Origin of the sequence: Bradyrhizobium sp. JR4.1 (genome assembly GCF_040548605.1) — a bacterium.
GTDB lineage: Bacteria > Pseudomonadota > Alphaproteobacteria > Rhizobiales > Xanthobacteraceae > Bradyrhizobium > Bradyrhizobium canariense.
The window spans coordinates 116,348-141,985 of the sequence record NZ_JBEPRY010000001.1; the positions used below are offsets into that span (position 1 = coordinate 116,348).

Genomic DNA, 25,638 nt, shown 5'->3' on the forward strand with positions numbered 1-25,638 from the left:
GAGCCCCCCTCACCCCAACCCTCTCCCGGCAGGCGGGGAGAGGGAGCAGGACAGAGCCAGCCGTGAAAGCCGTCCGCACCATCTACGTCGTCGTGATGGACGCGTTCTACACGTTCCTCGCCGATGACGGCTGGGCGATCGCGAGCCATATCGCGCTGTCGACACTGATGGCGCTGTTCCCGTTCCTGATCGTGCTGACCTCGCTCGCCGGCTTCTTCGGCTCCAAGGAACTCGCCGATCAGGCTGCCAGCCTGATGCTCCAGGTCTGGCCCAAGCAGGTCGCGGATTCGATCTCGGGGGAAGTCCACGACGTGCTGACCACGACCCGCACCGGCCTATTCACCATCGGTGCGGTGCTGTCGGTCTACTTCGCCTCCAACGGCGTCGAGGCGCTACGGGTCGCGCTCAACCGCGCCTATGCGGTGGTGGAGATGCGGCCCTGGTACTGGCTACGGCTGGAATCGATCGCCTACACGCTGATTGCGGCCTTCACCGCGCTCGCCATGGCATTCCTGATCGTGCTCGGGCCGCTGCTCATCGAGGCCGCGCGTGCGCACATTCCGCTGTTCGTTGAATCCAACGAGAGGATCCTCACCTGGCTGCGCTACGGCATCACCGTCGCCGCGTTGGTGGTGGCGCTGATCATCCTGCATACCTGGCTGCCGGCGGGACGGCGCCGGTTCCTCCAGATCCTGCCCGGCATCGTCTTCACCATCGTGGCGTCGCTGATCTCGGGCATCGTGTTCGGCCAGTACCTCGCGCGCTTCGCCAACAATTACGTGACGATGTATGCGGGGCTCGCCTCGGTGATTATCGCGCTGGTGTTCCTGTACTTCATCGCCGCGATCTTCGTTTTCGGCGGCGAGCTCAACGCCGCGATCATCAAGTCGCGGCTTCCTCACGGCGTGTCGCTGCAAGCAGCGCAGTCGCTAGCGCCCGCGGAGACACAGGCTTGACCAGAAATGCGTCGGCGCCGGCCTCGCGTGAGGCGACTTCGTCTTCGCCGCGACCTGACACCCCGATGATGGGGATCTGAGCCAGCGGCGTCGCCATGGTGCGGATCCGCCTGATCGCCTCGACGCCATTAATGCCCGGCAGCACCATATCCATCAGCACCGCGTCGAAGGCGCCCTGCGCGAGCCGGTTCACCGCGTCCTCGCCGCGCCCAATGAACTCGGCATGATGACCGAGCTCGGTCAGGATGGTGTTGAGCACAACGCGCCCGAACGGATTGTCCTCGACGCTGAGCAAGCGCAGCGCCGGGACCGCATCCATCTCGGCTTCGCCCTTCGACTTGCGGGACTTGCCCGATCCCGTGGCACACACCGACACCGTCAACGTGAAGGTGGCGCCGCCGCCGGGCCGAGGGGCGACCGTGATGTCGCCGCCCATCGCGCGCGCCAGTTGCTTCACCGACGACAGACCCAGGCCGGCGCCGCCAAAGCGCGAGGCAATGGTGACATTGGCTTGGGTAAACGGCCGGAACAAGCGCTTGATCTCGGCCATGGTGAGGCCGATGCCGCTGTCGGACACGGCGAAGGCGACACCGACGCTGCCTTTGCCCTTTGCTTTGCCTTTGCTCTTGGTCTTGCTCTTGACGGAACGCCAAGGCGCGACCGTGAGCGCCACGCCGCCGTGCTCGGTGAATTTCACGGCATTGTCGATCAGGTTCTCGAGCGCGGCGCGCAGGCGGACGGGATCCCCGACCACCAGCCCCGGCAGCTTCTCCGAGATATCGACCTCGGCCTGGAGACCCTTGGCCGCGGCGCGACCGGCCAGCGAATCGCCGGCGTTGCGGGCGAGGGTCCGCAGGTCGAACAAATCCTGCCGCAGCGAGCTTCCACCTCCGACGCTTTTGCCGGTCCCCTTGCCGGTTCTGGCGGCATCGACGAACAGGGTGGCAAGGTTCGCCAGATGCTCGGCACCGGCCTTGATCGTGTCGGCCCAGCGTCTTTCCCGTTCGCCGAGATCCGAAGTCGCGAGCAAGTCGCTGATCGCGAGAATGCCGGTCAGGGGGGTGCGGACCTCATGGGCGAAGGCGGCAAGCGCGGCCTGGACGACGTCCGGCTCGGCCCGCTTGATGCTGCGCTTGCGCAACCGGGCGGTCGGCCCGGAGCGCTTCCGAGCCACTCGCTTGGACGTCCCCGTAGTGCGCGCTCCGCGCGTTTTCGCCGCCATAACTCCCCTTCGAAGTATCCCCCTTCGAACCCGGGCCGTGAGGTGAGCATGGCACGGCGGAACACCCGGAGTCACGGCGGCGTTTGGCTAACCCCCAGAGAAACTTAACCTAATCCCACCAGCTGGCGGATACCGGCCGGCATGGCGCCGGCAGCGCGCAATTCACGTAGGCCGGTCGAGCTGGTTGATTTCGACAGCTTCCGGCCGGCCTCGTCACGAAGTAGCCCATGGTGACGGTAGACGGGTTCGGGCAGGCGGAGCAGAACCTGAAGCAGACGGTGGACCGAAGTGGCGTGGAACAGGTCCTGGCCCCGCACGATCTCGCTGACGTCCTGGAGCGCATCGTCGACAACGACGGACAGATGGTAGCTGGTCGGCGTCTCCTTGCGGGCCAGAATGACGTCCCCCCAGGCTTCTGGCCGCGCCGGGACGACGCCACGCTCACCATCGGGCCCCACGCCCAGTTCGTTCCAGCTCAGGCCGGCGGCGCGGCGGCAGGCGGCCGCCATGTCGAGCCGAAGCGCATAAGGCGCGCCGGTGTCGATGAGGCGGTCACGCTCGTTGGCGAACAGCGATCTGGCGGCGCCGGGATAGAGCGGCGCGCCATCGGGATCGCGCGGCCACGGCCCATCCGCTTCACGCGCCGCAACCTGCCTTGCGATCTCGGCGCGGCTTTCGAAGGCGGGATAGACCAGGCCGAGCGCCGAGAGCCTGTCCAGTGCCGCGCGATACGCGTCGAAATGCTCCGACTGCCGCCGCACCGGCGTCTCCCAGGCAATGCCGAGCCAAGCGAGGTCTTCGTAGATCGCGGTCTCATATTCCGGCCGGCAACGCGTCGCGTCGATGTCCTCGATCCGCAGCAATAGCCGCCCACCGGTCTCGCGCGCGCGGTCGGAATTCAACAGAGCGGAATAAGCGTGGCCGAGATGCAGGTAGCCGTTCGGACTGGGAGCAAATCGGAAAACGGGTGGCGACATGCTTCGGAACTCATCATGGCCGGGCTTCACCGTTACGGTTGTCATTCCGGGGCGGTCCGCAGGACCGAACCCGGAATCTCGAGATTCCGGGTTCGATGCTTCGCATCGCCCCGGGAATGACGGAGTAAGATATTCGGTACGCGGTCAAGCCCGCGCATGACAAGTTGAGCAAGCGATGACCATCCACCTCGAGACCCAGTCCGACCTCGAAGAAGCCGTCCACGCGCTGGTCAAGCGCGATCCGCGCCTCAAGCCCGTGCTCGCAATCGCCGGCATGCCGGCGTTGCGGCGGCGCGAGCCGGGCTTTGCGGGGCTTGCCCACATCGTGTGCGGGCAACAGCTCTCGACTGCGAGCGCTGCGGCGATCTGGGGGCGGCTGTCGGCCGCGTTCGATCCGTTTGACCACGAGGCGGTCCGCCGCGCCCGCACCGACCGATTGGGGCGGCTCGGCCTGTCCGCCGCCAAGATCAAGACGCTGAAACATCTCGCGCGCGAGATCACCGCACAGCGGCTGAACCTCGACGTGCTCGCCGAAGAAGACGCCGATGCCGCGCATCACACGTTGATCGCACTGCCCGGCATCGGACCGTGGACGGCGGATGTCTATCTGCTGTTCTGCCTCGGCCATGGCGACGCCTGGCCGGCCGGCGATCTCGCCGTGCAGGAAGGCATCCGCATCGGGCTTGGCTTGCAGGCGCGGCCGACGGAGAAGCAGATGGCGCCGCTCGCCGAACCCTGGCGTCCCCTGCGTGGTGCGGCGGCGCATCTGTGGTGGAGCTATTATCGCGCGGTGAAAAAACGCGAAGGCGTGCTCGCCGGATCAGCTTAGCCCCGCAGCCTAACGCGATCGGTCCGGGCGCAATCGGCGACGAAGTCGACCACGGCCCGCACCGCCGGCAGCTCGACGAGGTCGGGATGGGCCAGCAGCCACAGGTCCGCCACGCTGGCGAGCTTCTGCGGCGCGACGCGCACGAGATCGGGATAACTTTCGGCGACAAAGCACGACAGGGCGGAGATTCCGAGTCCGGCCCGGACCGCCGCCAGCATGTCGCCCTGCGACGAGCAGCGCATCACCACCCTGGCCTGACGCGTGACGACGTCGCTCCAGCGCGCAAGCTGGATGTTGGAGGTCTGGTCGGCGAAACCGATGACGCTGTGCCCCTTCCACTCGCCGCGCCGTTCCGGCAAGGACCGCCCGCCGGCGTAGTCCCGCGAGGCGTAGAACCCGGTGCCGAGACGGCCGATCTTGCGGCCGACCAGATTTTCCTCGCCGCTGTCGAAGGGCCGCAGCACCACGTCCGCCTCGCGCCGGCGCACGCTCGCCGGAAACGGATGGGTGATGATCTCGAGCTGGACGTGATCATGCGCGCGCAGGAAAGCAGGCAGGCACGGCATCAGCCAATGCGACGCCAGCGTCGCCCCGATCGACAGCTTGACGGTCCCGCGCGCCTTATGCCCTCCGGCCGAGACTGCCGTCTCCGCCCGCAGCGCGGCCGCCGCCATCGCCTCGGCGTGCTCGCGCAATGTCCGTCCATCCGCGGTCAGCGCCAGGCCGTCGGCGGCGCGTGCCACCAGCCTGGTGCCGAGCTGGGCTTCCAGCGCCGCGATCTTGCGACTGACGGTGGGATGGCTGCTGTGCAGCCGGCGTGCCGCGCCGGTGAAGCTGCCGGTTTCGGCGACGGCGACGAAGGTCTTGCAAAGGTCCCAGTCCATAAGCGGCCTCTGTTCAAATCTGAATAGTCGTCCGTTCAACATTGAACGATCGGAGGCCGCACTCCAACCCCTATAATGGTGTCAAATGAAACATGGGCGGCAACTCGCCCGCGACGACCAACAGGGAAACGCCTCGTCATCCGCCTGCCGGCGGGCTGCGTTTCCGGGAGGACATCATGGCGCTGCCCGCTCTCTTGAAGGAGTCGCTCGAGCTGCCCGTGGTCGGCTCGCCGCTCTTCCTCGTCTCCGGTCCCGAGCTGGTGATCGCCCAGTGCAAGGCCGGTGTCGTCGGCTCGTTTCCGGCGCTCAATGCCCGTCCGGTGGAAAAGCTCGACGAGTGGCTGAACCGCATCGAGGACGAACTCGGCGAATACAAGTCGCGCAATCCCGGCAAGAAGGTCGCGCCCTACGCCGTCAACCAGATCTGCCACGCCTCGAACGACCGGCTGATGAAGGACATGGAGACCTGTGTGAAGCACAGGGCGCCCATCATCATCACCTCGCTACGGCCGCCCGCCGAACTCGTCGAGGCCGCGCATTCCTACGGCGGCCTCGTGTTCCACGACGTCATCAACGTCAAGCACGCGCGCAAGGCCGCCGAGCAAGGCGTCGACGGCCTGATTCTGGTCTGCGCAGGCGCTGGAGGACATGCAGGAACGCTCTCGCCTTTCGCGCTGGTACGTGAGGTCAAGCAATGGTTCGACGGCGCGATCCTGCTGTCGGGCGCAATCAGCGACGGATTCGCAATCGCTTCCGCGCTGACACTGGGCGCCGACCTCGCCTATATGGGCACGCGCTTCATCGCGACGAAGGAAGCCAACGCTGACGAAGCCTACAAATCCGCCCTGACCCAGCACGCTGCGCACGACATCGTCTACACCAACCTCTTCACCGGCGTGCACGGCAACTATCTCGGCCCTTCGATCGCTGCGGCCGGGCTCGATCCGGACAATCTGCCGGCCGCCGACAAGACGAAGATGAACTTCGGCTCCGGCGGCAACATGAAGTCCAAGGCGTGGCGCGACATCTGGGGCTCCGGCCAGGGTATCGGCCAGATCGCCGACGCGCCGCCGGTCGCCGAGCTCGTCGACCGGATGAAACAGGAATTCGACCAGGCCCGACAGGATTTTCTGATGCGCGTCAGCGCCTGACGTCTCGGACCGACAATAAAACGGGAGGACACCATGAAGCTGGCAGCCGCACTGATCGGCATGTCGCTGCTGACGCTCGCTGGCGGCAGCGCCCACGCCGAAGGCAGCGACGAGATCCGCATCGGGCAGACCCTGCCCTACAGCGGTCCGGCCTCTGGCTTCGGCGCGATCGGACGGACGCAGGAAGCGTTCTTCGAGAAGGTCAATGCCGAAGGTGGCATCAACGGCCGCAAGGTCAAGTTCATCACGCTGGACGACGCATATTCGCCGCCGAAGACCGTCGAGCAGACCCGCAAGCTGGTGGAGCAAGAGGAGGTGCTGATGATGTTCGGCTCGCTCGGCACCGCCACCAATAGCGCCGTGCAGCGCTATCTCAACGCCAAGAAGGTGCCGCAGCTATTCGTGCTCTCCGGCGCCACCAAATGGGCCGATCCACAGAAGAACCCGTGGACGATGCCGGGCATGGCGGCCTACGAATCCGAGGGCGTGGTCTACGCCAAATATATTTTGCAGGCCAAGCCCGACGCCAAGATCGCGATCCTGTCGCAGAACGATGATTTCGGCCGCGATTATGTGGCGGGGTTCAAGCGAGCGCTCGGGCCCAAGGCCGCAAGCATGATCATCGCGGAGGCGAGCTACGAGACCAGCGCGCCGACGATCAGTTCGCAGCTCTCGACGCTGAAGGCGTCAGGCGCCAACGTGCTGTTCGGCGTCGTGCTCGGCAAGTTCACCTCGCAGATGGTCAAGGGCGTGGCCGAGATCGGCTGGAAGCCGGAGCTGTTCTTCGTGCCGACCTCGGCGTCGTCGATCTCGTTTCTGGAGCCGGCGGGCCTCGACAACGCCGTTGGTCTGATCTCGTCGAGCAACCAGAAGGACACGATGGATCCGCAATGGGCCGACGATCCCGGCGTGAAGGAATACTTCGCCTTCATGAAGCGCTACATGCCGACCGCGGACCTCTCCAACTCCAACTACGCCGCGGGCTATCACTATGCCACGCTGCTGATGACGGTGCTGAAGGCGTGCAAGGATGATATCAGCCGCGACAACATCATGCGCCAGGCGGCCTCGTTGAAGGACGTGACGTTGCCGCTGCTGCTGCCGGGAATGGCTGTTGCGACCGGCCCCGACGACTATCTGCCGTTCCAGCAGCTTCAGCTCCGGCGCTTCAATGGCAAGAGCTGGGTCAGCTTCGGCGACGTGCTGGATGATCGCTAGACGAGCGGAATGAGGAGACGCCATGATCATCAGCGGCGAACGCCAGATCAGCTACGACGACATTCGGGCCCGGATCAAGCGGGCGATGAGCGGCTTCCGCGCCCTGGGGCTTGCCGAGGCCGCGCCGGTCGCGATGATGCTACGCAACGATTTCGCCCTCTTCGAGGTGGTTGCGGCCTCCGCCGCGCTGGGCAGTCCGGTGGTGCCGATCAACTGGCATCTGAAAGCCGAGGAGGTCCGTTACATTCTGGCCGACAGCGGGGCGAAGATCCTGGTCTGCCATGCCGATTTGCTGCCGCAGATCCGTGAAGGCATACCTGCCGATGTCCTCCTCCTGGTCGTCGCGACCCCGCCCGAACTCGCAGCGACCTTCTCGATCCCTCGGGAGCTGACCGAGATCCCGGTGGGACTGACCGATTGGGACCGCTGGCGCGACGACCATCCGCAAGCGCAGGAGCCGCCGCGGCGCGCGGCAGCAATGATCTACACATCGGGGACAACGGGCATGCCGAAGGGCGTGCGGCGCATGCCGATGCAGCCCGAACAGGCGGCCGCCTCGGAACGTGTGGGCGGGATCGCCTACGGCATCAAGCCGCGGGAAGACCAAATCGTGCTGATCAACGGGCCGATGTATCACTCGGCGCCGCATTCCTACGGCATGCTGGCGTTCCGCAGCGGTTGCACCATCATCCTCCAGGCGCGGTTCGATGCCGAGGAGCTGCTGGCGCTGATCGAGCGCCACCGCGTCACGCACATTCACATGGTACCGACCATGTTCGTCCGGCTGCTGCGGTTGCCCGAAGCGGTCAGGCAACGTTACGACCTGTCGTCCCTGCGTTTCGTCGTGCACGGCGCCGCGCCCTGCCCGCCAGACGTCAAGCGCGCTATGATCGAATGGTGGGGACCGGTCATCAATGAATATTTCGGCTCGACGGAGACCGGGATCCCGGTGTGGCACTCGGCCGAGGAAGCCCTGAAGAAGCCCGGCACGGTCGGCCGCGCCATCGAAGGCGGCATCGTCAGGATCTTCCGCGATGACGGCAGCCAGTGCGGTGCCAACGAAGTCGGCGAAATCTACATGCGCCAGACGGCAGTGCCCGATTTCGACTATCACGGCAGGTCGCAGGCAAGGGCCGAGGCCGGCCGTGACGGCCTCGTCAGCGTCGGCGACGTCGGTTACCTCGACGCGGACGGCTATCTGTTCCTGTGCGACCGCAAGCGCGACATGGTGATCTCCGGCGGCGTCAACATCTATCCCGCGGAGATCGAGAACGTGCTGATCGGAATGCCCGGCGTGCGCGACTGTGCCGTGTTCGGCATCCCGGACGCGGAATTCGGCGAACGGCTGTGCGCCTTTGTCGAGCCTGAATCCGATGCCGAGCTCTCGGCCGACGCTGTCCGATCGTTCCTGCGCGAGCGGCTTGCCAATTTCAAGGTGCCAAAGGACGTCGAATTCCGCGACGCTCTGCCGCGCGAGGCAACGGGAAAGATTTTCAAGCGCAAACTGCGGGAGCCCTATTGGGCGGCGTGAAAGCAGGCGACGCGTCCGAGAGAGCGCGACCGTATAAACGGGAACGAGTGGCAATCGTTCCTGGGCCTCTTCAATATCGACCAGTTTGAAGACCCGCGCTTCCGTCGCAAATGGCAGAGCAACCAATTCGAATCTCGTCTGTTGTCGACCGGCACAATCACTGCCGGAGGATAAACTATGTCACGTCTAGTTTCGCTCGCTGCGGCTGTCCTGCTGCTCGGATCAATGCCCGTAAGCGCACAGTCGCAAAAGGCACAAAGCGGCCCGGGCAACAACGCCGTCAACAGCTCTGATCACAACAACTCCAACGCACCGGTTGCAGGCCGCAACAGCTTCACCGAGGGACAGGCGAAGTCGAAGATCGAGGGCGCGGGCTATTCCAATGTTTCCGGCCTGCAAAAGGACGACAATGGCGTCTGGCGCGGCAAGGCCGACAAGTCCGGGACCAAGGCGGACGTGAGCGTCGACTTCCAGGGCAACGTGAACCCCGCCAAGTAAGGAGGATCAAACATGACCACCACCATTTCTCGACTCTATGACACCTATCCGGATGCGGAACGTGCGGTCAGGCGTCTGGAGGCCGCGGGCGTGCCGCACTCCGACATCAGCATCGTCGCGAACAATTCCGATAATTGGTACGGCTCCTCCACCGCCAAGGTCGACCGCGATCGCGACGGCGTCGACGATCGCGCCGAAGGCGCCGGCACGGGTGCCGGCATCGGCGCTGGAATCGGCAGCGCGGCGGGCCTGCTTGCAGGACTCGGCTTGCTGGCCATTCCGGGGCTCGGACCGGTAGTTGCCGCCGGATGGCTGGCTTCGACCGCAGTTGGTGCCGCGGCCGGCGCCGCGACGGGCGGCATCGTTGGCGCGCTGACCGAAGCCGGCGTCTCCAAGGATGATGCGTCGCGCTACGCGGAGGGCGTCCGTCGTGGCGGAACGCTGGTATCGGCCCGGGTACCCGACCAGGACCGCACGCGTCTCGATGCCCTTCTGCACGAGAAGGCCGTGAACCTGCAGGAACGGAGCACCGCCTGGCAGAAGTCCGGCTGGAATGGCTTCGATGCCGCAAGCCCACCGCTGTCTCCTGACGATATCGGCCGTGAGCGCGAGCTGTACGGCACTGGGATGCGGGGTAGGTAGGGATGTTCGCTCGCCGCTACGCGAGCGGCTGTGAATCCTAAGAGCGCGAGGGAGGCTCCACCAAGGTGGAGCCTTTTTCGCGTGCCCCCTCCTTGAAACCACGAGGGTGCCGCAGGTCTCTCTCAACGGGTGCATTCCGCTGAAGCAGGGGCACATGTTCTCACTGCTCGGGTAATCGGCTATTGGCCGTCTGCGAAACAGTATAGCTTTCGACCCTAGAGGAAACGCCGCGAAGACGGCACGAGGTCGCGCATGCTGGACAGGACGAAGGATATTGCCGCATCCGCGCAAGCCTGGCTCGATGAATTTGAGCGCACGCTTGGCGCACCCGATGGCGCTGGGCTGGATCGTCTGTTCCTCGCCGACTGCTATTGGCGCGACGCGCTGGCATTCAGCTGGAACCTGCAAACGATCGCCGGCGGCGGCTCGATCGAGCGGGAGCTGACAACGCTCGCCGCAAAGGTCGCGCCGGGCAGCTTCAAGATCGCGCCGAACCGCCCGCCACCGCGCTGGGTGACGCGTGCCGGGACCAACAATATCGAAGCGATCTTCAATTTCGAAACCGCACTGGGGCGCGGCAGCGGCATCGTCAGGCTTGTGCCCGACGCCAACGACGGCGACCGCCCGAAAGCGTGGACGCTCCTCACCGCGCTCGACGAGCTTAAGGGCTTCGAGGAGCAGCTCGGCACCTCGCGGCCGCGCGGCCAGGCCTATTCACGCGACTTCCGTGGACCGAACTGGCTCGACCTGCGCAGCGCCTCGCGCGACTACACCGATCGCGATCCCACCGTGCTGGTGGTCGGCGGCGGCCAGGCCGGGCTCGCAATTGCGGCGCGGCTGAAGCAGTTGAAGATCGACACACTGATCGTCGATCGCGAGGCACGGATCGGGGACAATTGGCGCAAGCGCTATCACGCGCTGACCCTGCACAACCAGGTGCAGGTCAATCATTTGCCCTACATGCCGTTTCCGCCGAGCTGGCCGACCTATATCCCCAAGGACAAGCTCGCCAACTGGTTCGAAGCTTACGTCGACGCGATGGAGCTGAACTTCTGGACCGGCACCGAATTCGAGGGCGGCGCCTACGACGATGCGAAAGGCCACTGGACGGTCACACTGCGGCACACCGACGGCAGTGAGCGTATCATGCACCCCCGCCATGTGGTGATGGCAACCGGCGTCAGCGGCATCGCCAATGTGCCTGTTATTCCGACCCTCGATAACTTCAAGGGCACGCTGCTGCATTCGAGCCGCTACGAGGACGGCGAGAGCTGGACGGGCAAACGCGCCATCGTCATCGGCACCGGCAATAGCGGTCACGATATCGCGCAGGATCTTCACTCCAGTGGCGCCGACGTGACGCTGGTGCAGCGTTCACCTACGCTCGTCACCAATATCGAGCCGTCGGCCCAACTCGCTTATGCGACCTACAATGAGGGCACGCTCGAGGACAATGATCTGATCGCCACCTCGATGCCGACGCCGCTGGCGAAGAAGACCCATGTGATGCTGACGGAGCAGTCGAAGGAGCTCGACAAGGAGCTGCTCGACGGATTGCGGCGCGTCGGCTTCAAACTCGATTTCGGCGAGGCCGGCACCGGTTGGCAGTTCAAATATCTCACCCGTGGCGGCGGCTATTATTTCAATGTCGGCTGCTCCAACCTCATCGTCGAGGGTGCGATCAAGCTCAGGCAGTTTTCCGACATCGAGGGCTTCGTCACCGAGGGCGTCCGGATGAAGGACGGCGCAAGCCTTCCGGCCGAATTGATCGTGCTCTCGACCGGTTACAAGACGCAGGAATATCTGGTGCGGAAACTGTTCGGCGACCGCGTCGCCGAGCGAGTCGGCCCGATCTGGGGTTTTGGCGACGGCCTCGAGCTGCGCAACATGTATGCGCGCACCAGGCAACCCGGCCTCTGGTTCATCGCCGGCAGCCTCGCGCAATGCCGGATCAACTCGAAATATCTCGCGCTCCAAATCAAGGCGATCGAGGAAGGGATTCTGGGGCGGACATGAACACAGCCGTCATTCCGGGGCGCGCGCAGCGCGAACCCGGAATCCATTCCACCTCGAAAATGCCGTACGATGGATTCCGGGTTCACGCTTCGCGTGCCCCGGAATGACAACAAGAGAGGACATTCAATGCCAGCCATTCTCGGCACCGGCGAGCACCGCTACCGCGTCGTTGAGAACTTCGCAAAGCTGCCGGACGGATGGCAGCTCACCGACGTCGCCTCGGTCGCAGTCGACAGCAAGGACCGCGTCTACGTCTTCAATCGCGGGGCCCATCCGATGGTGGTGCTGGACCGCGACGGCAATTTCTTGCGCAGTTGGGGCGAAGGCCTGTTCTCGCGCGCCCATGGCCTGCATATCGATGCCGACGACAATCTCTATTGCACCGATGACGGCGACCACACCGTGCGCAAGTGCACCACCGACGGCAAGGTGCTGCTGACGATCGGCATCCCCGAAAAACCGTCGCCGTTCATGAGCGGCGATCCGTTCCACCGCTGTACCCACACTGCACTGTCGCCGAAGGGCGAAATCTACGTCTCCGACGGCTATGGCAATGCGCGCGTGCACAAGTTCACGCCCGATGGCACACTGATGACAAGCTGGGGCGAGCCCGGCACCGATCCCGGCCAGTTCAACATCGTGCACAACATCGCCACCGACGCAGACGGCTTTGTCTATGTCGCCGACCGCGAGAACCACCGCGTGCAGGTGTTCGACGGCAACGGCAGGTACGAGACGCAGTGGAACAATCTGCACCGCCCCTGTGCGCTGTGCTGTTGCGGTGGGGCTAAGAGCCCGACCTTCGTCATCGGGGAACTCGGCCCTGGCCTGGCCGTCAACCGCAAGGTGCCCAATCTCGGCCCGCGGTTGTCGATCGTGGACGCCAAGGGTAACCGCATCGCGCGGCTCGGCGGCGAGTCAGGCCCGGGCGTTGCCAGCGGAAAATTCCTGGCACCGCACGGCATCGCGCTGGATTCGAAGGGTGACATCTATGTCGGCGAGGTCGGCGTCACCGACTGGAAGACCAGCTTTCCGGACGAGGAGATGCCGGCCGTGCTGCGCGCGACGCGGTGCTTGCAGAAGCTGGAGCGGGTGCGGGAGTAGCTGCCTCGGCACATCCCCGTCGCGCTGTCAGGACGGCGCGGCCTCCATAGCCTCGGACCTGGAAATCACGGTGTTTTGCGCGGTTTGCCACCCCCCGGCCGCATTGCTTGTGCCGGAATAAGTCGCTCAACGGGCTTCACAATCCCGTCACGCTGCATGTAGTATGTCAGTACGTGCTGCTTCGCAGCGTACATTGGAGGCCAGGAGCGTTACTTGAACGCACATGTCTCGCAAGGCCATTGGCCGGTGTTGGTGCTGAATGCGGACTTCCGGCCGCTGAGTTACTACCCACTGTCTTTGTGGTCGTGGCAGGACGCGATCAAGGCGGTATTCCTCGACCGCGTCAACATCGTCGCGCATTACGATCAGGCGGTCCATAGTCCCACGCTGCAAATGCAGCTGCCGAGCGTCGTCTCGCTCAAATCGTTCGTCAAGCCGACCACGCACCCTGCCTTCACCCGATTTAACGTCTTCCTGCGCGATCGTTTCGCCTGCCAATATTGCGGCTCGCCCGAAGACCTCACCTTCGACCACATCGTCCCGCGCAGCAAAGGCGGCCAGACCACCTGGGAGAACGTGGTCGCGGCGTGCTCGCCCTGCAATCTGCGCAAAGGTAATCTGACGCCGGTGCAGGCCAAGATGTTTCCACGCCAGCACGCGTTCGCGCCGACGGTGCACCAGCTCCACCGCAACGGCCGGCTGTTCCCACCGAACTATCTGCACGACAGCTGGCTGGACTATCTCTACTGGGATACGGAGCTGGATCCGTAGCGTCGGCGTGCAGGCCCGCGGCAGTCCATCGTTGACTCGCGCCGCTCAACGCCGGGACAGATCAGCGAGCTTCGCTATCTGCGCGCCTGCTCCAAATCGATCTGGTAGACGGAAATCCGGTCGATCTCGAATGCGACGGTAGGCGGCGACTCCGCGTCGACAGGTCCGACCCCGAGAAAGAATTTCGATCCGATCGCGAGATTGACGATCATGTACATGGGATCGTCGAATCCGATCGGCACCTTGATGTCGGACACCGGCCTGCGGTCGATGAAATAGACCAGGCGATCCTCCTCCCACAGCACACCGTAAGTGTGGAACGCGCTCGAAGCGTCGCCGACCGCGAAGTCGAAGCCGCAGGACTGGATCTTCTGGGTCGAGGGAATCCGCCAATGCGTCGTCATCACGAGATCACCCGGCTTTTCGCCGCGGCCTTCCAGCACGTCGACCTCGGGCGGCCAGCCGCCGTCATCCGCCAGCATCCAGAACGCCGGCCACACAGCGTGCCCGACCGGCACCTTGGCGCGAATCTCGAAATAGCCGTGCTTCTGCGCGAACGTGCCCTGGGTCGTGAGGATCCCGGAGATGTACTCGTTGTTGAACAGCACCGGCTTTAACCCCGGCGGCGTACGGCTGGCGACGATCGACAGCACGCCGTCCTTGACCTTGAACGGATCGAGCCCGAGCGGCGCCAAGGCGCGCCCGGCGTAGCGCGGATCGACATAGATCTGTTGCTCGCCATTGGCGCTGGTCTTGCGCTTGAAGTCGGAGCCGTCGCCGCCCCAGTAGCGCGCCTCCGGCCAGGCCGCACCACCGGCGTAGTGCGACACCCAGCGTCCGTTCGCCAGCGGATGCTCGTCAAAATCCTCGTTGAAGGTCCGGCGCAGCGGCAAGAAGACCAGCGAGGCCGGATTGACGGTCTCCAGCCGGCGGCACTCGATGGTGGAGGGATCAGTCGTGACCTGCAGCGACATGCTCACCGGGGCAGCATCGAGATCGTCCTGCGCGATGCCCGGCGCAGGCACAACGCAGAGACCGATCGCAGCCAGAGCGCCCCTCGTCAAACGCTCCATCATCACCGCACTTCGAAGATGCCAGAGGAAAGGCCGAGGTTAGCTTGCTCATATCGGAACCGGCAAGAGCAGGCCCGCGACCGCGCGCCAATTCAGGAGCGCCGCTTGCACACGCGATCCAGATTTTCGTGCACTTACAAAATGGGACGCCTAGGCAGCGCCCGGAAGGCGAGCGGCAGGCTCCTGCCGGGGACGGAACTCGGAGCGCCGGCATCCGTTCAGAGTTGAGGCCGGATGTCGCGCGGGCGCCAGTTGTCCGCGACAGACATATCCGGTCCCGCCACAGCTCGAGGGGAGAATAGTCATGGCCACAAGCGAGACGGATCACGTCTACAAGATCCTGGAACTGGTCGGATCGTCCGAGACCTCGATCGAGGATGCGATCAAGAACGCGGTCAGCCGTGCCGCCAAGACCGTTCGCGAGATGAAATGGTTCGAGGTGGTGCAAACGCGCGGCCATATCGAGAACGGTGCCGTGCGCCACTACCAGGTGACACTGCGCGTCGGCTTCACGCTGGATGAGTGAGGCAGAAAGCCCGGGCGAAGCCGACACCTGAGGCCAGCCTGGTTAGCTCGACAATAGCCCGTCAGTTGTCGAGGACTGTTCCGACCGGAAGCGCACAATCCGCGCGGATGTTGCAACAGCCCGTTAAGGCCAAAGTGAGAGGTTTGCGCCGAAATGGAGCAAGCCTGATGACCACGGGCCGAGAACTCGGAAAGACGCGCCTTCCGCTCTGGGCGGCGGGTTTCGTCATCCTGACCTGCTTCGCCATCCTCGGCTTGAGCGGCTGGCGCGAATGGGAAACCCGCAACGCCGAACTCAGGAACGCCGAGATCGATGTCGCCAATCTGGCGCATTCGCTGATCCAGCACGCGGACGACACGTTCGAACTCGTTGATACGATCCTCGTAGGCCTGGTCCATCGGCTCGAACTCGACGGGACGGGTCCGGACACGATCACCAAGCTTCAGGCCTATCTGCCGACACGGAAATCATCGGACCGCATCCGCGGCATCTTCGTTTACGACGCGACCGGGCAGTGGCTGGCTACGACCGAGCACCTCGATTTCTCCAAGCTCAACAACAGCGACCGCGAATATTTCCAGCGTCATCGTGACTCGCCCGAGATGGGCACGTTGATCGGATCGCCCGTGAAGAGTCGAGCCGGGGGCCAATGGGTCGTCACCGCGTCCCGCCGGATCAACGATGCGGACGGCGGCTTCGCCGGCGTTGCCCTGCTCACGATCGATGTCAGCTATTTCGTTACGTTCTACGAGCGGTTTGACATCGGTACGAACGGCTCGGCATCGCTGCTCAACGATAGCGGCATCATGCTGGCGCGCAGCCGCGACGAGAGCGGCGCCTTTGTCGGACGCGACCTGTCCAATGCGCCCTTATTCAAGGGATGGGAAAGCCGTCCCGCCGCAGCAGTCTACTACTTCAAGTCGCCGCTCGATGGCGTCCAGCGGCTGAGCTATTACCAACGCAGCAGCCGCTATCCCCTGATGGTGTTGGCGAGCAAGTCGCGGGACGACGTGCTGGCGCCCTGGCGGCAAGCCGCGGCTGCGCGCAGCACCTTCGTCCTAGGCCTCGTGCTGCTGATCGCGGTGATTGGCTTCTACCTGGTCCGTCAACTCGTGCAGCGGCAGCGCATGGCCCAGGCCCTCGTCGTCAACGAAGCAAACTTCCGCCTGTTGGCCGAGCAATCCAGCGACATGGTGACCCGGATCGGGCTCGACAACCGGCTGCTCTACGTTTCCCCTTCCTGCGTACGCATCACGGGCTGGTCCTCTGACGAACTGCTGGCCACCTCGGCCCTGGCCGGCATTCACGCCGACGACATCGAGCGGGTCGAGCAGGCCATCGCCGCGCTTAAAAATGGCGAGGCCGAGGAGGCGCGGTTCGTCTATCGCCAGCGTCATCGCGACAAGGGCGAGATCTGGGCGGAGGCGGCGTTGCACGTGACCCTGGCATCGGACAGCGGCGAGATCGACGGCGTCGTCGCGGTGGTGCGCGACATGACCGAGCAGAAGGACCTTCAGGACAAGCTCGCCTCGCTTGCGACGACCGACGGCCTCACCGGGCTCGCCAATCGACGCGCATTCGACGAGCGCCTCGCTGATGAATGGGCGCGGGCCCGGCGCGACGGCTCGCAGCTCTCGCTCCTGTTGATCGATGTCGATCATTTCAAGAAATTCAACGACCAATATGGCCATCTGGCGGGTGACGGATGCCTGCGCGCGCTGGCCCGGATCCTATCAGCGCACACCAAGCGCCCGGCCGATCTCGCGGCGCGCTATGGTGGCGAAGAATTCGCCGTGCTGTTGCCGAACACCGGTCCCGAGGGCTGCGCCGAGGTCGGCGATGGGATTCGCAAGGCCCTGCAAGATCTCGCCATGCTGCATGCGCAAAGTCCCCCCTCCCGCCTGGTGACTGCAAGCATTGGCGGCGCGACGAGCCTTCCATCCCAAACCACGACGGACTGCAGCACGCTGGTCGCCGCCGCCGACCGCGCGCTGTACGCCGCCAAGGACAACGGCCGTGACCGGCTGGTGATGTCGGGACAGGTCGTTCCCTGGCCCGCCAGGAGCGCGTGACGGATCGACCGTTGCCCCGGATTTGTCGCCCGCGCTCCAGCGCGGTATGGCTTGGATCACGGCCGGATGGTCGGCCAATCCGAGAGTGCTGCTGTGACTGGTAAAATCAAACTCGTCCTCTTCGACATGGACAATGTCCTCTGCGACTACGACAGGGCAAAGCGTGTCGCATGGCTGGCGAAGCTTGCGGGGACCACGAGCGAATCCGTCCACAAGGCGATCTGGGACAGCGGCTTCGAGCTGCTCGGCGATTCCGGCACTCTCGACGCCGCGGACTATTTGCGGGGCTTCGGCGACCGCATCGGCTATCCGCTGTCACTGGACGAGTGGATCGAGGCGCGACGCCGTTCGATGCAGGCCGATCGTGCGATGCTGGAGATTGCCGGCAGCTTGCGGCAAACCATCGACATTGCCGTCCTGACCAACAACACCACGCTGGTCGCCGACCATATCGCTGCGCTGCTGCCGGAATTGCCGCCGCTGTTCGGCTCCCGAATCTATGCCTCGGCCCGGTTCAAGACGGCGAAGCCGGACCCGCGCTGCTTCCGCCTTTGTCTGTCGGAGCTCGACGTCAAACCGGAGAGCGTCCTGTTCGTCGACGATCTCATGCCCAATGTCGCCGGCGCGCGAGAGGCGGGTCTGTTCGCGCATCACCACACCTCGGTTGAGGCTTTCAGGCAGGCCCTTTCGGAGCACGGCCTGCTTCAAGCATGAATGCGTGCTCCGCATTTCTCGGCGTCAGGCGTCAGGCGAGATGGCACGCCACGAAGTGCCCGCCCGCTCCTTCCTTCAGCTCCGGTGCGCTTTCTGCGCAACGCGGCTGGGCGATGGGACAGCGGGTGTGAAAGTGGCAGCCCGACGGCGGCTTCATCGGGCTCGGAACGTCGCCCTTGAGGCGGATGCGCTCGCGCTTGAGCTTGGGATCGGGCACCGGCACCGCTGATAACAGCGCCCTCGTGTAGGGATGCTGCGGATTGCGGTAGAGGTCGCTGGCCTTGGCGAGCTCGACGATACGGCCAAGATACATCACCGCGACGCGGTCGGAGATGTGCTCGACCACCGACAAATCGTGCGCGACGAAGAGATAGGTGAGGTTCAGCTCGGCCTGGAGATCTTCCAGCAAGTTGATGACCTGCGCCTGGATCGAGACGTCGAGCGCAGACACCGGTTCGTCGCAGACGATCAGTTTCGGCTCGACTGCGAGCGCACGCGCGATCACGATGCGTTGGCGCTGACCGCCGGAGAATTCATGCGGATAGCGGCGCATGTGCTCGGCCTTGAGCCCGACCTTCACCAGCAGGCTCGCGACGCGATCCTCACGCTCCTTGGCCGATGAGCCGAGCTTATGGATGACGAGGGCTTCGCCGAGGATGGCGCCGACCGTCATGCGCGGATTGAGAGAGGCGAACGGATCCTGGAACACAAGCTGCATGTTCCGCCGCATCGCGCGCAAATCGTTGCCGCCGAGCTGGCGGACATCCTGACCGTCGAAAACGACCTCGCCGTCGGTCGGCTCGATCAGGCGCAGCACGCAGCGTCCGGTCGTCGACTTGCCGCAGCCGGATTCGCCGACGAGGCCGAGCGTCTCGCCGCGGTTGACCGAGAACGAGACCCCATCGACGGCATAAACGCTGCCGACCTGACGCGACAGCAGGCCGCCGTGCACGGGGAAATATTTCTTCAGGCCGCTGACGCGGAGCAAGGGCTCGGTCATGCTGTGCCTCCCAACTGCGTATCTCCCAGATGGCAGGCCATGCGGTGGCCTGGCGCGATCTCGCGCAGCAGCGGCTCCCTCTCGGTGCAGACGCTCATGGCGTGGCGGCAGCGTGGAGCGAAGCGGCAGCCGACCGGCGGATTGATCAGGATCGGCACCGAGCCGCCGATCGCCTCCAGCCGCACCTTGTGCTCGCTGTCGAGATCGATGCGCGGGATCGAGCGGATCAGTCCCTGGGTATAGGGATGGCCGGGATTACCGAAGAGCTCGTCGACAGACGCCTCCTCCACGACCTTGCCGGCATACATCACGACGACGCGTTGCGCGGTCTCGGCGACGACGCCCATGGCATGGGTGATCAGCATCACCGCCATGCCGAAACGTTCCTTCATGTCCTGGAGCAGATCGAGGATCTGCGCCTGAATGGTGACGTCGAGGGCCGTGGTGGGCTCGTCGGCGATGATCAGCTTCGGCTTGCAGGCAAGCGCCATCGCGATCATCACGCGCTGGCGCATGCCGCCGGAGAACTGATGGGGATAGTTGTGCACGCGGCCTTCGGCATTGGGTATCTGCACCAGCTTGAGCATCTCGATGGTGCGCTCGAGCGCCTGTTTCCTGGTGACGTTCTCATGGCGGCGCAGGCTTTCGGCGATCTGCTCGCCGATGGTGAGCACCGGATTGAGCGAGGTCATCGGCTCCTGGAAGATGAAGCCGATCTCCTTGGCGCGGATCTCGTCGAGCTGACTGCTCGTCAGCGGCACGAGATCGCGGCCTTCGAAAATGATCTCGCCTGCCGCGATGCGGCCCGGCGGCATCGCGATCAGCTTCAGGATCGACATCGCGGTGACGGTCTTGCCGCAGCCGGATTCGCCGACGACGCAGAGCGTCTCGCCGCGGTTAATGGAGATATCGACACCGTCGACGGCCTGGAGGATGCCGTCGTCGGTGGAGAAGTGGGTTTTCAGTCCCTTGATCTCGAGCAACGGCGCCATCAGATCACCCGCCGCGCATCGAGCGCGTCACGCAGGCCGTCGCCGATGAAGTTGATGGCGACCACCGCGATGAAGATCGCGCCGCCCGGAAACAGCGCCCAGTGCGGGCCGATGTCGAGAAAGTCTTTCGCGTCATAAAGCAGCCGGCCCCAGGTCGGCGTATCCGGAGGGAAGCCGAGGCCGAGGAAGGACAGTGTCGATTCCGCGATGATGGCTGCGGCCACGTCGATGGTTCCGGCGATGATCACCGGACCCAGCGCATTGGGCAGGATATGGCGCACCACCTGCCGCACCGGGCTTGCCCCGAGCGCGCGCGCGGCTTCGACGAATTCCTTCTCCCGGATCGACAGGAACTGGGCGCGGACGAGGCGCGCGACCGGCATCCAGCGCAAGCCACCGATCACGAGCACGATCAGGATGAAAATGCCGCCCTCGGGGCCGAAAGCGGCCTTCAGCCCATCGCGGAAGAGATAGATCAGCAGCAGCAGCAGGGGCAATTGCGGCAGCGACAAAAAGAGATCGGTGAGCCACATCAGCCCATGACCGAGCGCACCGCGCGACATGCCGGCGAGCGCGCCGATCAGCACCCCGACAAATACCGAGACCAGCATCGCCGCGAGGCCGACCGCAAGCGAGATGCGCCCGCCATAGATCATGCGGGCGAGGATGTCCTGCCCGAGATCGTCGGTGCCGAAGGGATGGGCCAGCGACGGCCCCTGCATGCCCGCCACGATGTCGATGTCGTCGATCTTGACCCGCCAGATGAAGGGGCCGACCACCACCGCCAGGATCAGAACGAGGAGCAGGAACGCGCTGACGACGGCAAGCTTGTGGCGGCTATAGCGCCGCCACGTCTCGCGCCAGGGCGAGTAGACGCGCCGCTCAGCGGAGGGAGATGCGAGGGTCAAGCCAGCCATAAAGAACGTCCGCGATGAGGTTGAACAGCACGACCAGGCACGCAAAGACGAAGGTGACGGCCATCACCACCGGCGTGTCGTTGGAAAGGATGGAGGAGATCAGCAGCGAGCCGATGCCGGGAATGCGGAAAATCTGCTCGGTGACAATGGCGCCGCCGAACACCGCCGGGATTTGCAACGCAATCAGCGTGACGACCGGGATCATCGCGTTGCGCATCACGTGCTTGATGATCACCCGCCGCTGGCCGATGCCCTTGGCGCGCGCGGTGGTGACGTAGTCCAGCCGGATGACGTCCAGCATCGCCGAGCGCACGAAACGCGTCATCGAGGCAGCCTGGAATAGGCCGAGCACCGCCACCGGCATGATCGCCTGACGGATCATCTCCAGCACCCAGTGAATACCCGTGCCCTTGATGTCGGTCGTGTAGACGAAAGGCAGCCAGTCCAGCGTGACCGAGAAGATCAGGATGAACAGGATGCCGGTGAAGAAGGTCGGCAGCGAGAAGCCGACAAAGGCGAGCGTGTTGGCGACCTGGTCGAACAGCGAATAAGGTTTCGTTGCGGCATAGACCCCGACCGGGATCGCGATCAGGAGCGCCAGGATCTGCGCCGAGCCGATCACATAGAGCGTCGTTGGCAGTCGCTGGAGAATGAGCGTGTCGACGTTCATCCGGCTGACGAAGGAGAAACCCCAGTCGCCGTGCAGCATGGCGTTGAGCCAGTGCAGGTAACGAAGGTAGATCGGATCGTCGAGGCCGAACTTCGCCCGAAGCGCGAGAGCGACTTCGGGCGGCACGTTCGGATTGGTCGCCAGCTCCGAGAAGGGATCGCCCGGGGCTAGTGCGAGCACGACGAACAGCACGAGCGAAATTCCGAGCAGGCTCGGAATCGCGATCAGGAGGCGACGCAGGACATACTGGCTCATGAAGAAGGACCGCTCTAGGCGTGCGTGATCATTCTTCGCGGTACCAGTCGAACAAATTGTCGGTCTCGTTGGCCCAGCCCGAAACCACCGGGCGCAGATTGTTGGCGGCCGCCTCGACCTTCAGGCGGTGCTGCACCGGGATGAAAACGATGTCCTGGTACATGAGATCATTGGCCTTGATGTAGAGCGCCGCGCGCTTGACCGGATCCATCTCGCCGTCGGCGGCCTGGATGGTCGCGTCGTACTCCTTGTTGACCCAGCGCGGAAAGTTGGTGCCCTGCCACTTGTTCTCCTTGGTGGCAACGAGGTTCGAAAGGTAGCGACGCATGTGCTGCGACGGATCGGGCTGACTCAGCGGGATCTGGAACATCTCCATGTCGGCGTAGAACTTGGAATAGGTATCGGGATTGCCGACGTCGGAGGAGAAGAACACGGAGGCGACGACCGATTTCAGCTCGACGTCGATGCCCGCCTTCTGGCAGGCCTGCTTGACGATCGCCTGCGTCTTCTGGCGCGGCCCGTTGATCGAGGTCTGATAGACGAGCTTGAGCTTCTTGCCGTCCCTTTCGCGGATGCCGTCGGCGCCCGGCTTCCAGCCGGCATCGTCGAGGATCTTCGAGGCCTTCTCGACGCTGAACTCCCACGAGGTGTTCTTGGACACGAATTTTTCGGGCCCATTGAGGAAGTTGGCGGTGGTGCGACCGGCGCGGCCGTAGATCGCCTTCTTGACCGACTCGCGATCGATCAGCAGCGAGAGCGCCTTGCGCACCGCCGGATCGGAAAACAGCGGGTGCTTGGTCTTCATCGAGGAGCGTTCGCCATCGACCTCGGTGTTGGGGTCGGTGAAGTTCAGCGCGATGAATTCGGTGTCGCCGCCGACGGCGTAGACGGTCTTTCCCTTGCCGCCCTTCTCCAGGCGCAGCAGCACGTCGTCCTCAACCTGAATGTTCCAGCCGAAATCATACTCGCCGGTCTGGATCACCGCGCGCGCGGCAGAGACGGCATCGCCGCCGCCCTTCATCTCGATCGAATCGAAATAGGGCCGGTTCGCCATGTGATAATCGGGATTGATCACGCCGCGGACAAGATCGCCCGGCTTGAATTCGACGAACTTGTAGGGGCCGGTGCCGACCGGCGAGAGGTTGGTCGGCGCCTCCCGCGACTTGGACCCCATATAGTCTTTGAACAGATGTTTTGGGATGATGGTATTGGGAGCCCCGACAAAAGCGTCGGCCCAGAACGGCGTCGGCTTGTTGAACAGGATGCGGACCGTGAGGTCGTCCACCTTCTCGACCGTGATGTCGCGGAGCGTCGCGATGGTCAGTGCGGAGGTCGCCGGATCCTTGGCATATTCCCAGTTGAAGACGACGTCGTCGGCTGTGAACGGCGTGCCGTCATGCCATTTGACGCCGGGTTTGAGCTTCCAGGTCACCGACTTGCCGTCAGCGGCGAGGCCGCCGTTCTGGATCGAGGGAATTTCGGCGGCCAGAACCAGCTTCATGTTGCCGTCGGGATCCCAACAGGCGAGCGGCTCGTAGAACAGGCGCGCGCCGTCCTGGTCCTTGGTGCCGGTGGCAAAATGCGGATTGAGCAGGGTGGGCCCCTGCCACCACAGCAGCTTGAGCGCACCACCGCCGCCGCGCTTGGTCGGCTTGTAGGTCGAGGCGCCCTCAGCCATGGCGACGCCACCAAGCGCGAGGATCTGGTTGGCCAAAGGCGCGGTGAGACCCACGGCAGCCAGGCGCTGAATGAAGCCGCGGCGATCCATCCGCCCGTCCTTCACGTCACCGATCATCGAACGCAGTTCTTTATCCAGCATGGTTGTCCCCGTCTGGTTCCCGTATGAATGCAGGCGGTCGCGCGAGGCGACCACCGGGATTGGCTGGCGGTAGATGGCACACCGAATGGGGTGCGCGTCAACTGCGACCGTGTGTATGCAAACGGTCTACTGACTGTCTGTTGGGCAAAACCATATTCCGCAGCCCATCCGTTCGGCAATCCAGCATCAAAACACGCTGAATTCCGCGCTGCACTGCAGAAAATTTGGTCGCCGCATCAGACGAAGTATCGAGGCGAAATTCTACGCCACGGACATGTCGAGCGGCGGCGCGACGTGGTCTGGCAGCGGACAGACGTAAGGCGTCTTGGCCGTCCGCTTCTCGAGGTCAGCCTTGGCAGCCTTGATCAGCTCCGGGTCCGTCAGCGCCTTGATGCCGATGCCGGCCATCGCCTTAGCGGCCTGCACCATGGCCTTGTGAGCATGCGCGCTCTTGCCCTGCGCGACCACCTGCCAGGTGTGGAAGGGCGTGCCGATTGCAACCGTGGGTGCGTGGACCTGCACGGTCGGCACCACCCAGCTCACGTCGCCGACGTCGGTCGAGCCGACCAGCGGATTGCGCTTGGCATCGAGTGGCACCAAGAAGTCAGCCAGCGGCCGGTCGGTCGGCTCCATGCCGATCGCGTAATAGACCGACTCGATGTCCTTGTCGCTCAGCGTCGCGCGGATCTCCGTGGCAAAGCCCTTGTCCGCGTCGTCGAAATGCGGCGGTCCGAGTTCTTCCATGACCCGGTGCAGCGCCTGCTCCAGCGGCGTGTTCGGCAGGATGTTGGAGACCGCGGAGATGATCTTCATCTCGACCTTGGTCTCGGTCATCAGCGCCGCGCCCTCCGCGATCTTGCTCACGCGTCCAACCAGCTCGTTCATGCCGGGCAGATCACGGGCACGGATCGAATAGCGCACGCGTGCATGCGCCTGCACCACGTTCGGGGCGATGCCGCCGGTGTCGAGCAGCGCGTAGTGCACGCGCGCGTCGCTCGGCATGTGCTCGCGCATATAGTTCACGCCGACATTCATCAGCTCCACAGCGTCGAGCGCGGAGCGGCCGAGATGCGGCGAGGCTGCCGCATGCGAGGTGCGGCCGGTGAAGATGAAATCGGCGCGGGTGTTGGCGAGTGACGGCGTCACCGCGACTTCCCAGAAGCTGTGCGGATGCCAGGTGATGGCGATGTCGGCGTCTTCAAATGCACCGGAGCGTACCATGAACGCTTTTGCCGCGCCGCCTTCCTCGGCGGGGCAGCCGTAATAGCGCACGCGGCCCGGCACCTTGTTCTCGGCGAGCCAGTCCTTCACCGCGGTCGCGGCGAGGAGAGCTGCGGAACCGAGCAGATTGTGGCCGCAGCCATGACCGTGGCCGCCGGTCTCGACCGGACGATGCTCCGCGACGCCCGCCTCCTGGCTCAGGCCCGGCAGCGCGTCATATTCCCCCATGAAGGCAATGACCGGTCCGCCCTCGCCCCATTCGCCCATCACCGCGGTCGGAATGCCCGCGAGCTGCTCGGTGATGCGAAAACCCTGATGACGCAACTCGGCGAGATGTTCTGCGGCGGACCGCGCCTCGGTGTAGCAGACCTCGGGCATGCCCCAGACCTTGTCGCTGAGGTCGATGAAACGTGCCTTGATCGTGTCGATGCCACGCCAGATGTCGCTGCGGTTGTCCATGCTTCGGTCCGTGATCCCTGGGTCAAACGAAGCGGCAATGGTTAGCAGCTTCAATGTACGGCGCCTAGCACCTCGCCGGACAGCAGCCATGCGGTCAATGCCGGAGAGCCGCCCGACCGAC

23 protein-coding genes are annotated in these 25,638 nt (G+C 64.4%); 13 read left to right on the forward strand and 10 right to left on the reverse strand.

The features are described 5' to 3' along the window. Positions 1 to 62: 62 nt before the first annotated feature. The gene (locus tag ABIB90_RS00585; protein ID WP_007597357.1) at positions 63 to 956 is read left to right on the forward strand and encodes a YihY/virulence factor BrkB family protein; all 894 of its coding nucleotides are present in this window, start codon (positions 63 to 65) and stop codon (positions 954 to 956) included. Here ABIB90_RS00585 and ABIB90_RS00590 read toward each other — a convergent pair. Together ABIB90_RS00590 and gluQRS are read right to left on the reverse strand one after the other, a co-directional pair. Further along, positions 883 to 2,178, reverse strand: a complete 1,296-nt coding sequence (locus ABIB90_RS00590; protein ID WP_007597358.1) for an ATP-binding protein — start codon at positions 2,176 to 2,178, stop codon at positions 883 to 885. The genes ABIB90_RS00585 and ABIB90_RS00590 overlap by 74 nt on opposite strands. A 104-nt stretch (positions 2,179 to 2,282) precedes the next feature. Continuing rightward, positions 2,283 to 3,155: a tRNA glutamyl-Q(34) synthetase GluQRS gene (gene gluQRS, locus ABIB90_RS00595; RefSeq protein WP_354199940.1), complete on the reverse strand. Its 873-nt coding sequence runs from the start codon at positions 3,153 to 3,155 to the stop codon at positions 2,283 to 2,285. A gap of 175 nt (positions 3,156 to 3,330) precedes the next feature. Between gluQRS and ABIB90_RS00600 the strand changes: the two genes are divergently transcribed. Next, complete coding sequence (locus ABIB90_RS00600) at positions 3,331 to 3,984, forward strand: DNA-3-methyladenine glycosylase family protein (protein WP_354199941.1); 654 nt, start codon at positions 3,331 to 3,333, stop codon at positions 3,982 to 3,984. On the opposite strand, the gene ABIB90_RS00605 is transcribed toward ABIB90_RS00600, so the two are convergent. Then, a complete protein-coding gene (locus tag ABIB90_RS00605) occupies positions 3,981 to 4,868 on the reverse strand; it encodes a LysR family transcriptional regulator (protein ID WP_007597361.1) in 888 nt (295 codons plus the stop codon). The two genes, ABIB90_RS00600 and ABIB90_RS00605, sit on opposite strands and share 4 nt — an antisense overlap. Positions 4,869 to 5,044: 176 nt before the next feature. Here ABIB90_RS00605 and ABIB90_RS00610 point away from each other — a divergent pair, with 176 nt between their 5' ends. The 8 genes from ABIB90_RS00610 to ABIB90_RS00645 all read left to right on the forward strand — a co-directional run bounded on the left by ABIB90_RS00610 (position 5,045) and on the right by ABIB90_RS00645 (position 13,799). Beyond that, complete coding sequence (locus ABIB90_RS00610; RefSeq protein ID WP_354199942.1) at positions 5,045 to 6,019, forward strand: NAD(P)H-dependent flavin oxidoreductase; 975 nt, start codon at positions 5,045 to 5,047, stop codon at positions 6,017 to 6,019. 33 nt (positions 6,020 to 6,052) lie between these two features. After that, positions 6,053 to 7,237 carry an ABC transporter substrate-binding protein gene (locus ABIB90_RS00615; protein ID WP_007597363.1) on the forward strand — a complete coding sequence of 395 codons (1,185 nt, stop codon included), beginning with the start codon at positions 6,053 to 6,055 and terminating at the stop codon, positions 7,235 to 7,237. Between the two features lie 22 nt (positions 7,238 to 7,259). Next, a complete protein-coding gene (locus ABIB90_RS00620; RefSeq protein ID WP_354199943.1) occupies positions 7,260 to 8,768 on the forward strand; it encodes an acyl-CoA synthetase in 1,509 nt (502 codons plus the stop codon). A 177-nt stretch (positions 8,769 to 8,945) separates the two neighbouring features. Further along, positions 8,946 to 9,266 carry a PepSY domain-containing protein gene (locus tag ABIB90_RS00625; RefSeq protein ID WP_007597366.1) on the forward strand — a complete coding sequence of 107 codons (321 nt, stop codon included), beginning with the start codon at positions 8,946 to 8,948 and terminating at the stop codon, positions 9,264 to 9,266. A 12-nt stretch (positions 9,267 to 9,278) separates the two neighbouring features. Beyond that, on the forward strand, positions 9,279 to 9,908 hold the full coding sequence (locus tag ABIB90_RS00630) for a general stress protein (RefSeq protein ID WP_007597374.1): 630 nt from the start codon (positions 9,279 to 9,281) through the stop codon (positions 9,906 to 9,908). 252 nt (positions 9,909 to 10,160) lie between these two features. Next, entirely contained in the window at positions 10,161 to 11,924 is a 1,764-nt protein-coding gene (locus ABIB90_RS00635) for an NAD(P)/FAD-dependent oxidoreductase (protein WP_354199944.1), read from the forward strand. 126 nt (positions 11,925 to 12,050) lie between these two features. After that, complete coding sequence (locus tag ABIB90_RS00640) at positions 12,051 to 13,028, forward strand: peptidyl-alpha-hydroxyglycine alpha-amidating lyase family protein (protein ID WP_219680518.1); 978 nt, start codon at positions 12,051 to 12,053, stop codon at positions 13,026 to 13,028. 213 nt (positions 13,029 to 13,241) lie between these two features. Next, the gene (locus ABIB90_RS00645; protein WP_354199945.1) at positions 13,242 to 13,799 is read left to right on the forward strand and encodes an HNH endonuclease; all 558 of its coding nucleotides are present in this window, start codon (positions 13,242 to 13,244) and stop codon (positions 13,797 to 13,799) included. Positions 13,800 to 13,873: 74 nt separating this feature from the next. On the opposite strand, the gene ABIB90_RS00650 is transcribed toward ABIB90_RS00645, so the two are convergent. After that, entirely contained in the window at positions 13,874 to 14,875 is a 1,002-nt protein-coding gene (locus ABIB90_RS00650) for a glycoside hydrolase family 16 protein (protein ID WP_354199946.1), read from the reverse strand. 301 nt (positions 14,876 to 15,176) lie between these two features. Here ABIB90_RS00650 and ABIB90_RS00655 point away from each other — a divergent pair, with 301 nt between their 5' ends. From ABIB90_RS00655 to ABIB90_RS00665, 3 genes are all read left to right on the forward strand, one after another. Continuing rightward, positions 15,177 to 15,398: a dodecin gene (locus tag ABIB90_RS00655; RefSeq protein ID WP_018453224.1), complete on the forward strand. Its 222-nt coding sequence runs from the start codon at positions 15,177 to 15,179 to the stop codon at positions 15,396 to 15,398. A 167-nt stretch (positions 15,399 to 15,565) separates the two neighbouring features. Continuing rightward, positions 15,566 to 17,470 (forward strand): sensor domain-containing diguanylate cyclase, encoded by a 1,905-nt coding sequence (locus ABIB90_RS00660; RefSeq protein ID WP_007597384.1) that lies wholly within the window; start codon positions 15,566 to 15,568, stop codon positions 17,468 to 17,470. Positions 17,471 to 17,536: 66 nt separating this feature from the next. After that, positions 17,537 to 18,184 carry an HAD family hydrolase gene (locus ABIB90_RS00665; RefSeq protein WP_007597385.1) on the forward strand — a complete coding sequence of 216 codons (648 nt, stop codon included), beginning with the start codon at positions 17,537 to 17,539 and terminating at the stop codon, positions 18,182 to 18,184. A gap of 31 nt (positions 18,185 to 18,215) precedes the next feature. On the opposite strand, the gene ABIB90_RS00670 is transcribed toward ABIB90_RS00665, so the two are convergent. The 6 genes from ABIB90_RS00670 to ABIB90_RS00695 all read right to left on the reverse strand — a co-directional run bounded on the left by ABIB90_RS00670 (position 18,216) and on the right by ABIB90_RS00695 (position 25,517). Next, positions 18,216 to 19,184 (reverse strand): ABC transporter ATP-binding protein, encoded by a 969-nt coding sequence (locus ABIB90_RS00670; protein WP_007597389.1) that lies wholly within the window; start codon positions 19,182 to 19,184, stop codon positions 18,216 to 18,218. Then, positions 19,181 to 20,176 carry an ABC transporter ATP-binding protein gene (locus tag ABIB90_RS00675; protein ID WP_007597391.1) on the reverse strand — a complete coding sequence of 332 codons (996 nt, stop codon included), beginning with the start codon at positions 20,174 to 20,176 and terminating at the stop codon, positions 19,181 to 19,183. The genes ABIB90_RS00670 and ABIB90_RS00675 overlap by 4 nt, the downstream gene beginning before the upstream one ends. Beyond that, positions 20,176 to 21,093: an ABC transporter permease gene (locus ABIB90_RS00680; RefSeq protein ID WP_007597392.1), complete on the reverse strand. Its 918-nt coding sequence runs from the start codon at positions 21,091 to 21,093 to the stop codon at positions 20,176 to 20,178. Before ABIB90_RS00680 ends, ABIB90_RS00675 begins: the two co-directional genes overlap by 1 nt. After that, positions 21,059 to 22,018 carry an ABC transporter permease gene (locus ABIB90_RS00685; protein ID WP_007597394.1) on the reverse strand — a complete coding sequence of 320 codons (960 nt, stop codon included), beginning with the start codon at positions 22,016 to 22,018 and terminating at the stop codon, positions 21,059 to 21,061. The genes ABIB90_RS00680 and ABIB90_RS00685 overlap by 35 nt, the downstream gene beginning before the upstream one ends. Positions 22,019 to 22,046: 28 nt before the next feature. Next, on the reverse strand, positions 22,047 to 23,837 hold the full coding sequence (locus ABIB90_RS00690; protein ID WP_354199947.1) for a peptide ABC transporter substrate-binding protein: 1,791 nt from the start codon (positions 23,835 to 23,837) through the stop codon (positions 22,047 to 22,049). A 261-nt stretch (positions 23,838 to 24,098) separates the two neighbouring features. After that, positions 24,099 to 25,517 carry a M20 family metallopeptidase gene (locus ABIB90_RS00695; protein WP_035993690.1) on the reverse strand — a complete coding sequence of 473 codons (1,419 nt, stop codon included), beginning with the start codon at positions 25,515 to 25,517 and terminating at the stop codon, positions 24,099 to 24,101. Between the last annotated feature and the right edge of the window lie 121 nt (positions 25,518 to 25,638).